Genomic DNA, 11,162 nt, shown 5'->3' with positions numbered 1-11,162 from the left:
CGGTGGGCGGGCGGGGCGGGGGGTGGAGGGGGGCGGGGGGGGGGGTGCCGACGCCCCCCGGCCGGGCGGGGGGCGGGGGCCGGGCGGCGCCCGCCGTGCCCGCGAAGCCCAGTGAGACGGCCAGTGCGGCGAGGGCGGCCCAGGCCTTCGTACGCAGGTGCCTACGCAAGTGCATGCGGCTCTCCCGACAGTGCAGTTGTGAGGGGTCACTCATGTCTCGTCGCGGATCCCCTCCGCGAAACTCCCCGGTGACGGCGGGAGTCGGGGAGACCGTAGTGACCGACGGGTAGGAAAGAAGCTGACCGGAAAGCTCAGCTTTGCTGACCCCCGTCATGGCCGGGCTTTGCCCCGCCGTTCACGGCCGGCTTTGCCGACCCCGTTCGCGCGCCCAGGAGCCGGTACGCACCCGGGGTGGTGCCCGTCCAGCGGCGGAACGCGCGGTGGAAGGCCGTGTCCTCGGAGAAGCCCAGCCGCGCCGCGAGCTCCGCGATCGGCTCCCGCCCCTCCGCCAGCCCGGCCACCGCCGCCTCCCGCAGCACCTGGTCGCGCAGCCGCCGGTAGGACGTGCCCTCCTCCTGCAGCCGCCGCCGCAGCGTCGCCGGGCTGACCGCCAGCCGCGCGGCGAGCTGCGCCACCTCCGGCAGCCGGGCCGCCCGGCGCTGCGGGGCCGCCTCCCGCAGGGCCCGCACGAGCGCGTGCCGCACCTGCTCGGCGACCGTCGTGCCGTACTCGCGGCGGCTGAGCAGCCCGGCGGGCGCGCGCCGCAGCAGCTCCGCCAGGCCGGCCTCGTCCCGGACGACGGGCGCGGCCAGCCAGCGCGGGTCGAACCCGGCGCGGGTGCGCGGCGCGCCGCAGCGGACCGGGCAGCCGAACAGCAGGCCGTACTCGTCCGCGTACGGCGGCGCCGGGTGGGCGAACTCCGCCCAGCGCAGGGGGATCCTGCGGCCGATCAGCCAGCTCGCCGCGCGGTGCCAGACCAGCACCAGGCACTCGGCGACGAAGGGGGCCTCGGCGAGCGCCCGCAGATCGGTGCGCACGGCGAACGCGGCGTCGGGCCCGGTGCGTTCGACGGCGAGGTCGGGGCCGCCGGGGAAGAGGCCGTAGAAGCGGGTGGCGCGGCGCAGGGCCGTGCCGAGGTCGGGGCAGCCGATGCTCGCGTGGCACATCATCGCGAACGTGCCGGGCCGGCTGGGCACGGGCCCCAGGCCCAGGAACTCGTCGCGGGTGGCCTGCCGGACGGCGGTGACCAGACGGGCGAACTGCTCGGGCGCCACGCGCGCGTGCGCGTCGCCGAGGAGCAGCGGGGGGATGCGGGCGCTCTGCAGGAGCGGCACGGTGTCGATGCCGAGTCGCCGCGGGCCGGTGAGGGTGGCGCGTACGTGATGCACGGTGATCGTGCGACTCGTCATGTGAATGACGGTAACTCCGTTGAGCGCCGGGGTCAGTGGGGCCGACCGTTCCGGTCATCCCCCGCGCGGGCGAACGTCCCTAGCGTTCGGGAAGGTCTCGGCACGCGGCGCGCTCCCGCGCGAGGGGCGGGCCGGCCTCAGCCACCAGGGAGGAACCCATGCCGCGCCCCCCTACGCTCGCCGTTCTCGTCCAGTGGGCCGCCGGGCAGTACGGTCCGCAGCCCGCCCAGCGGTTCCGCCGCGGGGGAGGGTGGGCGGAGCTCACCTATGCCGGCTTGTGGGAGGCCGTGCAGGAGACCGGGCGCGGGCTGATGGCGCTCGGGGTGCGCCCCGGGGACCGGGTGGCCGTCCTCTCCGAGACCGCTCCGGCGTGGACCCGTACGCACTTCGGCGCGCTGGCCGCCGGCGCCGTCGTGGTGCCGGTCTACCCGACGGCGGGCGACGAGGAACTGACCTGGGTGCTGGCCGACTCGGGCGCGTCCGTGGCCGTGTGCGGGACCGCGGACCTGGCGGCGCGCGTGACGGCCGTCCGCGGCGGGCTGCCGGAGCTGCGGCACGTGGTGCCGATGGACGCTCCGCCGCCCCACGGCGACGTGCCCGCGGCCGAGCTCCTGGCCCGGAGCGCGGCCGTCACCCCCGCCGACCTGTGCGCCGTCGTCTACACCTCCGGCACCACGGGCCCGCCCAAGGGCTGCTGTCTCACGCATGGCAACTTCACGGCCGTCGACGACGCCTCCGCCGACCTCGTCGGGGGCGGGCCGGGTGACGTCACGTATCTCTACCTGCCCCTCGCGCACCTCCTGGCCCAGCTCATCCAGCTGTCGGTGTTCGTCCGCGGCGGCACCCTGTGCTACTTCGGCGGGCGGATCGAGGACGTCGTCGCCGAGCTGGCCGAGGCGCGGCCCACGCATCTGCCGTCCGTACCGCGCCTGTTCGAGAAGGTGCACGCGACGGTGGTGTCGTCGGCCGAGGCCTCGGGGCCGGACGGCCGGGCCCGGCTGGAGGCTGCGGTGCGGACCGGGCTGGAGGCCGCCGCCGTGCGCGCGCGGGGCGAGGAGCCCGCGGGCGAGCTGCTTACGGCCTGGCGGGCGGCGGACGAGGGCGTGTTCGCGCGGGTCCGGGCGGCCTTCGGGGGCCGGCTGAAGCTGGCGATCACCGGCGCCGCCCCGATCGCCCCGCAGACCCTGGACTTCCTGCGCGCCTGCGGCATCGCCCTCTACGAGGGCTACGGGATGACGGAGGCCACCGGCGTGATCACCCTGAACCACCCGGGCGGGGTCCGCCCCGGGACGGTCGGCAGGCCTGTGCCCGGCGTCGAGGTGCGGATCGCGGAGGACGGCGAGGTGCTGGCCCGCGGCCCGGGCGTCTTCGCGGGCTACCGCAACGCCCCGGCCGCGACCGCCGGGGTGCTGGACGCGGACGGCTGGCTGCACACCGGGGACCTCGGCGCGCTCGACGCGGACGGCTACCTCACGATCACCGGCCGGAAGAAGGACCTGATCATCACGTCGGGCGGCAAGAACCTCGCGCCGGCGCCGGTCGAGTTCGCCGTGCAGCAGTCCCGGTGGGTCTCCCGTGCCGTGCTGATCGGCGACCGGCGTCCCTATCCGGTGGCGCTGCTCACGCTGGACGCGGAGGAGGTCGGGGCCTGGGCGGCGCGCGAGGGCGTGGACCTCGGCGGGCGGCCGGCCCGGCACCCGGCGGTGCGGGAGCTGTGCGCGGAGGCGGTGAAGGCGGCGAACGCGACGGTGTCCCGGCCGGCCCGGATTCGGGCCTTCGGGATTGTCGACGGAGATTTCACGGTGGCGGACGGGACGCTGACGCCGACCCTCAAAGTGCGGCGGTCCGTGATCGCCGAACGCTATGCGATCGAAATCAATGCACTGTATGACAGAAAGTGAAAGAAAGTGGTCAACAAGAAGTCGCTAAGGGAGGGTTAACGATCAGCGACGGGTGGGTGAAAGGCAGGAGCCCCGCCCCCTCCGCCGAGGCGGGGGAGCAGGGCTCCTTGGGTACAGCACGTCGACCGCGATCGGTCGATCCGGAGAGATCCGAGGATCAGACCGGGGTGACGTTCTCCGCCTGCGGACCCTTCGGGCCCTGCGTGACGTCAAAGTTGACCTGCTGGTTCTCCTCGAGGGAGCGGAAGCCAGAGGCGTTGATCGCGGAGTAGTGGACGAAGACGTCGGGGCCCCCGCCGTCCTGGGCGATGAAGCCAAAGCCCTTTTCAGCGTTGAACCACTTCACGGTTCCGGTAGCCATAAAGCCCTCCTTGGGCCCAAAGGGTTGCCCTGCTCCAGAACCTGCGAGAAGTCTGAAAACTACAAAAGCCTGCGGGTCACATGCTCCGCAGGCTCTGTACTGCAAGGGAAACCAAACTGCAACTTGCGGCGAGCCTAGCACGCGAGGGTTCTCGCGCGGAAGGAGTTGAAGATCACGCTGTCGGATGGTTTTCCCGGTGTTCCTGACGGAAAAGATCCCGAGTCGGGCACCGCCCGGCGGACCCCCGCCACCGCCGTCCCGGCCGCCCGGGGCTAGCCTCCGGATGTGGACATTTCTGCCTCGGCCGTAGAGACCGACCCCGAAGCCGGCATCCCCCAGCGCAGCCGTCCGCGCGTGGGTCACATCCAGTTCCTGAACTGCCTGCCCCTGTACTGGGGCCTCGCGCGCACCGGCACCCTGCTGGACCTGGACCTGACCAAGGACACCCCGGAGAAGCTCAGCCGGCAGCTGATCGAGGGCGAGCTGGACATCGCCCCGGTCACCCTCGTCGAGTTCCTGCGCAACGCCGACGACCTGGTCGCCCTGCGGGACATCGCCGTGGGCTGCGACGGCCCGGTCATGTCCTGCGTGATTGTCTCGCAGGTCCCCCTGGACCGGCTGGACGGCGCCCGCGTCGCGCTGGGCTCCACATCCCGCACCTCCGTGCGCCTGGCGCAGCTGCTGCTGGCCGAGCGGTACGGTGTGCGGCCGGACTACTACACCTGCCCGCCGGACCTGAGCCTGATGATGGGCGAGGCGGACGCCGCCGTGCTGATTGGGGACGCCGCCCTGCGGGCCTCCCTGCACGACGCCCCGCGGCTGGGCCTGGAGGTCCACGACCTCGGGCAGATGTGGAAGGACTGGACGGGCCTGCCGTTCGTCTTCGCGGTGTGGGCCGTGCGCCGGGACTACCTGGCCCGCGAGCCGCACATCGTGGCCAAGGTCCACGAGGCCTTCCTGGCCTCCCGGGACGTCTCTTTGGAAGAGGTGGCGAAGGTGGCCGAGCAGGCGGCGCGCTGGGAGGCCTTCGACGCCGGGCTGCTGGAGCGCTACTTCAGGACGCTGGACTTCCGCTTCGGCCCGGACCAGCTCGCGGGCGTCACCGAGTTCGCCCGCCGCACGGGCCCGACGACGGGCTTCCCGGCCGACGTGCGGGTGGAACTGCTGGAGCCCTGACCCCCCGGAGGGGATCAGGGCTCCCGGAACAAGCAGTCAGCCCGGAGGCTACGGGGCGACGGGGCCCACCATGTGCTCACTGATCCACTGCATGCTGCCGTCGTTCATGCCCTGGATGTAGGTCTTGGCGTTGTGCTTGCCGCCCTCGATCTTCTGCAGGCGCGTGTGGATCGGGCCCTTGTTGCCGTAGGTCGCGATGAACCTGTCCACGTGCGGGATGACGCTGGCCTCCTTCGTCCCGTACTGGAACGCGAGGTAGACGTCGGTCCCGGGCTTGTTCGCGGCGATCAGGTTCTTCGCGAGGACCTCGGGGTTGTTCTCGGCCTTCTCCTTCTCGTGGCCCTTCCACAGCGGGGAGTCCGGGACGATGTCCGGGCCGGAGGCGATCACGGCCTTGAACTTGTCCGGGTGCTTCAGGACGGCCTTCAGGCCGGAGAAGGCGCCGGAGGAGGAGCCCATGAACGCCCAGCCGTCGCGCGACTTCACCGTGCGGAAGTTGGCCTTGACCAGGTCCGGGACGTCCTCGGTCAGCCAGGTGCCCATCTTCGGCTGGCCCGGGATGTCACTGCCGTCCCAGTAGAGGCCGCCGTCGTCCGGCTTCGGGTTGAGGACCGGCATGGCCAGGATGAACGGCTTGCCCTTGCCCTCGTTGTACCACTTGGTGACCGACGACTCGAGGTGCAGGCCTCCGTCGTCCATCCAGTAGTTGTTCGGGAAGCCGGGGCCGCCGGGGAGCGCGACGAGGACCGGGAAGCCGTGGTCCTTGAACTTCGGGTCGTTGTACGCCTTGGGCGCCCAGACCCACACCTTGCCCTTGAAGCCGGACTTCTTGCCGTCCAGGGTCGTCACGGCGACCTGGGTGCCGTCCGAGAGGGTGCTGGTGTTCTTGAACTCGGCCTTGGGGCCCGTCGGCATCAGGACCTTGGAGTCCGCCTTCTGCGGGCCGTTCGCGCCGCCGGCCTGGCCGCCGCCGGGCTGGTCCTGGCCGAAGCTGACCGGCTTGCCCTTGTCCGAGAACGGGCCGAACTTGAAGTAGTTCATGATGCCGGCGGTTATCAGGCCGACCACGGCTATGGACGCCACGATGATCGTCCATCGTTTGGCGCGGGATGCGCGCTGGTGGCCCTGGGACTGGTAGGCCCCGTGTGGTGAGTACGTCATCGCGTCGCTCCGGACGTTGCTGCTGCCCCGAAGGACATGACGGTTTGTTCCGTCCTGGTGGATGGGGAAACCGCCCTGGGGGGTTCCTGGGACACCCCGTGAATTGAGTCATAGGCCGAAAAACCGGGGCCCCAGGCCCCCGCCGGGGGAGGCGAAAGGCCCGATGGAACCCTTGCTGCCGGAAGATCCGCAGGTCATCGGTGCGTACCGGCTGCTGGGCAGGCTGGGGGCGGGCGGCATGGGCCGTGTGTACCTGGGCCGCAGCGCCGGCGGCCGGACCGTCGCGGTCAAGGCCGTTCATCCCCATTTTGCCCTGGATGAGCAGTTTCGCGCGCGCTTCCGGCGCGAGGTCGAGGCCGCGCGCAGCGTGGGCGGGGCGTGGACGGCTCCCGTGCTGGACGCGGACCCGGACGCCGCGGTGCCCTGGGTGGCGACCGGCTACGTGGCCGGCCCGTCCCTCACCGAGGCCGTCCTGGCCGGCGGTCCCCAGCCCGGGCGGACCGTGCGGGCCCTCGGCGCGGGGCTCGCGGAGGCCCTGGCGGCCGTCCACGCGCTCGGCCTCGTCCATCGCGACGTCAAGCCGTCCAACGTGCTGCTCACCCTCGACGGGCCCCGGCTGATCGACTTCGGCATCGCCCGGGCCACGGACGGCACGGCGTCGCTGACGGCCACGGGCGTCTCGGTCGGCTCGCCCGGCTACATGGCCCCGGAACAGATCCTCGGCCACGGGGTGACGGGGGCGGCGGACGTCTTCTCCCTGGGGGCCGTGCTCGCCTACGCGGCCACGGGCGAGCCGCCCTTCGCCGGGGACGGCGCGGCGGTGCTGCTCTACAAGGTCGTCCACGAGGCGCCGGTCCTCGGGCCGGGCCTCACCGGGGAGCTGCGCTCCCTGGTCGGTGAATGCCTGGCCAAGGATCCGGCGGCCCGCCCTGCCCCGGAGGAGGTCGCCCGCCGGCTGGCCCCGGAGGGTGCCGGAGCCCTGGTGGGCGCGGGCTGGCTGCCCGGGCCCGTGGTGGAGCGCGTGAGCCGGCGCGCGGTGGAGCTGCTGGACCTGGAAGGGGGAGCGCCCACGGCCCCGGACGCGGGCCCGCTCCGGGCGGACGCCGCCCCGCCGCCCGCCGGTGCCGCCCCGTCCCCGGAGGACGCCGTGCCGCCCCCGTGGGGTGCGGGGCTGCCGCCCGCGGCGGAGGCCGCGGACCCCTCCCCAGGAGCCGGTGCGGGACGACGCAGAACGAAGGCCGTGCTCGCCGCGGTCGGCGCGCTCCTGCTCGCGGCGGCCGTCGCCGTGGTGCTCAGCCTCGGCCTCCTGCCGGGCGGGGACGGCGGCAAGGGCGGGGCCGGCACCACCACGGGCACCGGGGGCGGCCGGGCGAAGTCCGTGCCCGAGCAGTTCCTCGGCACCTGGACCGGGCAGGTCGTCCAGAGCGACGGCACCCCCAACGGCACCATGACCGCCGTCATCGCCGACGGCGCCCCCGGCGCCTACGTCGTCCGCACCACCTACTCCGCGCTCAACGTCCTGGAGTGCCGCAGCAAGGGCAAGCTGCTGACCGCCGTCCCCACCCGGCTCACCCTGGAAGAGGCCACCGACGGCACGCCGTCGCTCGGGTGCACGGGCGAGACCGCGCGGATCACGTTCTCCCTGGCCGCCGACGGCAAGCTCATGTACACGTCCGAGGACACCAAGGGCGGCAGCCCCCACGCAACCCTCACCCGCCGGGACGGATGAGGGCTGGCGTAGGCTGACGGTCGTGTCAAACCCCCTCCGAAGGGACGCCCCGGTGAGCGAGAAGGCCGACCTCACGACCATTGATGTCACAGCCGTCCTCGACCGCGCCGCCGCCGGTGGCCGCATCACTCCCGAGGAGGCGCTGGAGCTCTACCGCTCCGCGCCGCTGCACGCGCTCGGCGCGGCGGCCGACGCGGCGCGCCGCAAGCGCTACGCGGGCACCGAGCACATCGCGACGTACATCATCGAGCGCAACATCAACTACACGAACTCGTGCGTCACCGCGTGCAAGTTCTGCGCCTTCTACGCCCCGCCGAAGAGCGACAAGGTCTGGACGCGCCCCCTCGACGACATCCTGCGCCGCTGCGCGGAGACCGTGGAGCTCGGCGGCACGCAGATCATGTTCCAGGGCGGCCACCACCCGGACTACGGCGTGGAGTACTACGAGGAGCACTTCTCCGCCATCAAGAAGGAGTTCCCGCAGCTGGTGATCCACTCCCTCGGCGCGTCCGAGGTGGAGCACATGGCGCGGATCTCCGGGGTGAGCGCGGAGGAGGCCATCCGCCGCATCCACGCCGCCGGCCTGGACTCCTTCGCGGGCGCCGGCGCCGAACTCCTGCCCGCACGGCCCCGCAAGGCCATCGCGCCGCTGAAGGAGTCCGGCGAGCGCTGGCTGGAGATCATGGAGCTCGCCCACACCCTGGGCGTCGAGTCGACCTCCACCATGCTGATGGGCACCGGCGAGACCAACGCCGAGCGGATCGAGCACATCCGGATGATCCGTGACGTGCAGGACCGCACGGGCGGCTTCCGCGCCTTCATCCCGTACACCTACCAGCCGCAGAACAACGTGCTGAAGGGCCGTACGCAGGCGACCGTCTTCGAGTACCTGCGGATGATCGCCGTCGCGCGGCTGTTCCTGGACAACGTCGCCCACATCCAGGGCTCCTGGCTGACCGTCGGCAAGGAGGCGGGCCAGCTCTCGCTGCACTACGGCGCGGACGACCTGGGCTCGGTGATGCTGGAGGAGAACGTCGTCTCCTCGGCCGGCGCCAAGCACCGCTCCAACCGCATGGAGCTCATCGACCTCATCCGCAAGGCGGGCCGCGTCCCGGCGCAGCGCGCCACCACGTACGAGCACCTGCTCGTGCACGAGGACCCGGCGAACGACCCGGTCGACGACCGCGTCGTCTCGCACCTGTCGTCGACGGCGATCGAGGGCGGCACGGCCCACCCCGAGCTGAAGCTCATCGACGCGAGCTGACGCCGCTGTGCTGACGCTGCACACGGCCGGCCTGCTGCTGACCGCCGCCCCGGGCGCGGCTCCCGTGCCCGGCGGGGCCGTGCTGGTGGACGGGGACACGATCGCGGCGATCGGCCCGTACGAGGAGGTCGCCGCGGCCTTTCCGCGGGCGCGCGAGCGTCGCTGGCCGGGCGTGCTGACGCCCGGTCTGCGCCAGTGGCACGCGGCGCGGCTCCTGGGAGACGCCTATTTCCCGGATCCGCGCGAGTACGACGAGCTGGGGGACCGCCCGCTCACCGGCGAGCGGCTCGCGGCGCTGGAGATGACCGAGACCCGCCGGGCGGGCAGCGTCCGGCGCGGGTTGCAGCAGATGCTGCGGCACGGCACCACGGCGGTGGCCGCGACGGGCGGCTTCACGGACCCGGTGGTGGCGACGGCGGTCGCCCGGTCGGGGATGAGGGTCGTCTCCGCGCGCCTCGCGCCGGGGATCCTGCTCGACGGTCCGGACCTGGACCCCCTGCGGGAGGGCCGGGACCTGCCCGGCTCCGCCGAGGCGCCTCTCGCCGTCGGCGGTCCGGCCGACCTCGCCGCCTTCGACGTGCCGGACGAGGCGGCGCTCCTGTCGGCGGGCGCGGGGACGTGCGTGGCGACGGTGCTGGGCGGCCGGCTGGTGTACCGGCGGCGCTGACCGCCGTCAGTGATCCGTAAGGACGCCCGGCCCCTGCGTCAGGAGCCCGTCAAGGCGGAAGGCCCTGGTCCGTTCCGCGGGGCAGGATGGGCAGCGCGGGGACGGCCGCTACGGACGTCCCGCGGTGCCACTGTGGAGGGCCCTGGCAACGGTTCGTGACGCCGGGCCGCAAGGGCGCGCAACGCCGGGCGGGGGGTCCGGCGGTCCCGGGGAGCGGGGGCTCCCGGGACGAGCGCAGTCGGCACCGCAGGGCGGCCGGTCCTTCCCGGGCGCGCCGTCCCCGTCCAGCCACCCTCTGCGTCCCCGCCCGCCCCGGGGGTGAACAATGGGGGCGTGACCCGAGCATCCCTGGACAAGCAGCCGCACGAAGTCGCCGCGATGTTCGACGACGTGGCGGCCAAATACGACCTCACCAACGACGTGCTCTCGCTCGGCCAGGCCCGTCTGTGGCGCAAGGCCGTCGCCCGGGCCGTCGACGCCCGCCCGGGGGAGAAGGTCCTGGACCTCGCGGCCGGCACGGGCACCTCCTCGCTGCCGTTCACCATGGCCGGCGCCTACGTCGTGCCGTGCGACTTCTCCGTCGGCATGCTGCGCGAGGGCAAGAAGCGCAACCCCTGGATGCCGCTGACCGCGGGCGACGCCACCCGGCTGCCCTTCGCGGACGGGGTGTTCGACGCCGTCACGATCTCCTTCGGGCTGCGCAACGTGCAGGACACCGGCGCCGCGCTGCGCGAGATGCTGCGCGTGACCCGGCCCGGCGGCCGCGTGGTGATCTGCGAGTTCTCCACGCCCACGTGGGCGCCCTTCCGCACGGTCTACAGCGAGTACCTGATGCGGGCCCTGCCGCCGGTCGCGCGGGCCGTCAGCAGCAGCCCCGACGCGTACGTCTACCTCGCCGAGTCGATCCGCGCCTGGCCCCGCCAGCCGGAGCTGGCCGCGCTGCTGCAGGAGGCGGGCTGGTCGAAGGTCGCGTGGCGCGACCTCACGGGCGGCGTCGTCGCGCTGCACCGGGGCACGAAGCCTTCGGAGTGACGCGTCCGGGGGGACGCGTCCCGGACGGGCCGGGCCCGGAGCGGGCCGGATCGCGGGTGGGCCGTCCTGGGTGGTGACTGACGGTTTGTCATGGGCAGGGCGCCCTCAGTGGATACGATCAAGGCACCCCCGCCCTCCGAATGACCCGCCCGAGCTCCGGAGCGCTCCATGACCTTGCCCTGCTGTCCCGCCTGCGGTTCCACGCTCCCCGCGGAAGCACGCTTCTGCATGAAGTGCGGGCGCGAACGGCCGCTGGAGACGGAACCGGCCGCGGTGGCGCGGGGCGGGGCGGAGGCCCCGCCGATGCCGGCGGCGCCGGCTGCGGAGGAGATACCGGACAAGCCGGGCGCGGCGCCGATACCGGACCCGCCGGAGGCCCCGCCGGCGCCGGATGTGGCCTCGGCTCCCGCGGCCCCAGCTCCCGCGGCCCCAGCTCCCGCGACCCCGGCTTCCGCGGTCCCG

General features: G+C 73.4%; 9 protein-coding genes and 1 pseudogene. 7 read left to right on the top strand and 3 right to left on the bottom strand.

Annotation, left to right across the window (positions count from 1 at the left end; all coding sequences use genetic code 11):
- Positions 1 to 311: 311 nt before the first annotated feature.
- Positions 312 to 1,409, bottom strand: coding sequence for an AraC family transcriptional regulator (locus NQU55_RS32570; RefSeq protein ID WP_168095413.1), 1,098 nt, complete (start codon positions 1,407 to 1,409; stop codon positions 312 to 314).
- 158 nt (positions 1,410 to 1,567) lie between these two features.
- On the opposite strand from NQU55_RS32570, the gene NQU55_RS32565 reads away from it, so the two are divergent.
- Positions 1,568 to 3,310, top strand: coding sequence for an AMP-dependent synthetase/ligase (locus NQU55_RS32565; RefSeq protein ID WP_168095412.1), 1,743 nt, complete (start codon positions 1,568 to 1,570; stop codon positions 3,308 to 3,310).
- Between the two features lie 157 nt (positions 3,311 to 3,467).
- On the opposite strand, the gene NQU55_RS32560 is transcribed toward NQU55_RS32565, so the two are convergent.
- Positions 3,468 to 3,671, bottom strand: a complete 204-nt coding sequence (locus NQU55_RS32560; protein WP_003984261.1) for a cold-shock protein — start codon at positions 3,669 to 3,671, stop codon at positions 3,468 to 3,470.
- 285 nt (positions 3,672 to 3,956) lie between these two features.
- Between NQU55_RS32560 and NQU55_RS32555 the strand changes: the two genes are divergently transcribed.
- A complete protein-coding gene (locus NQU55_RS32555) occupies positions 3,957 to 4,847 on the top strand; it encodes a menaquinone biosynthetic enzyme MqnA/MqnD family protein (protein WP_168095411.1) in 891 nt (296 codons plus the stop codon).
- 48 nt (positions 4,848 to 4,895) lie between these two features.
- Here NQU55_RS32555 and NQU55_RS32550 read toward each other — a convergent pair whose 3' ends face one another.
- On the bottom strand, positions 4,896 to 6,008 hold the full coding sequence (locus NQU55_RS32550) for an alpha/beta hydrolase (protein ID WP_168095410.1): 1,113 nt from the start codon (positions 6,006 to 6,008) through the stop codon (positions 4,896 to 4,898).
- 163 nt (positions 6,009 to 6,171) lie between these two features.
- Between NQU55_RS32550 and NQU55_RS32545 the strand changes: the two genes are divergently transcribed.
- From NQU55_RS32545 to NQU55_RS37225, 5 genes and pseudogenes are all read left to right on the top strand, one after another.
- Positions 6,172 to 7,737: a serine/threonine-protein kinase gene (locus tag NQU55_RS32545; protein ID WP_256791657.1), complete on the top strand. Its 1,566-nt coding sequence runs from the start codon at positions 6,172 to 6,174 to the stop codon at positions 7,735 to 7,737.
- Between the two features lie 52 nt (positions 7,738 to 7,789).
- Positions 7,790 to 9,001 (top strand): cyclic dehypoxanthinyl futalosine synthase, encoded by a 1,212-nt coding sequence (gene mqnC, locus NQU55_RS32540; protein ID WP_256791656.1) that lies wholly within the window; start codon positions 7,790 to 7,792, stop codon positions 8,999 to 9,001.
- A gap of 7 nt (positions 9,002 to 9,008) precedes the next feature.
- Entirely contained in the window at positions 9,009 to 9,668 is a 660-nt protein-coding gene (locus NQU55_RS32535; RefSeq protein WP_256791655.1) for an amidohydrolase family protein, read from the top strand.
- 333 nt (positions 9,669 to 10,001) lie between these two features.
- A complete protein-coding gene (locus NQU55_RS32530) occupies positions 10,002 to 10,700 on the top strand; it encodes a demethylmenaquinone methyltransferase (RefSeq protein WP_168095120.1) in 699 nt (232 codons plus the stop codon).
- Between the two features lie 168 nt (positions 10,701 to 10,868).
- A pseudogene (locus NQU55_RS37225) lies at positions 10,869 to 10,940 on the top strand (zinc-ribbon domain-containing protein); the annotation flags it as partial.
- Positions 10,941 to 11,162 lie beyond the last annotated feature (222 nt).

It is taken from the genome of Streptomyces telluris, assembly GCF_024519335.1.
Classification (GTDB): domain Bacteria; phylum Actinomycetota; class Actinomycetes; order Streptomycetales; family Streptomycetaceae; genus Streptomyces; species Streptomyces telluris.
This window is presented reverse-complemented; position numbering and strand designations above follow the sequence as displayed.

Coding starts and splice junctions, on each gene's coding strand:
- NQU55_RS32570 (WP_168095413.1), bottom strand. CDS start 1,409: ATGACGAGTCGCACGATCACCGTGCATCACGTACGCGCCACCCTCACC.
- NQU55_RS32565 (WP_168095412.1), top strand. CDS start 1,568: ATGCCGCGCCCCCCTACGCTCGCCGTTCTCGTCCAGTGGGCCGCCGGG.
- NQU55_RS32560 (WP_003984261.1), bottom strand. CDS start 3,671: ATGGCTACCGGAACCGTGAAGTGGTTCAACGCTGAAAAGGGCTTTGGC.
- NQU55_RS32550 (WP_168095410.1), bottom strand. CDS start 6,008: ATGACGTACTCACCACACGGGGCCTACCAGTCCCAGGGCCACCAGCGC.
- NQU55_RS32545 (WP_256791657.1), top strand. CDS start 6,172: ATGGAACCCTTGCTGCCGGAAGATCCGCAGGTCATCGGTGCGTACCGG.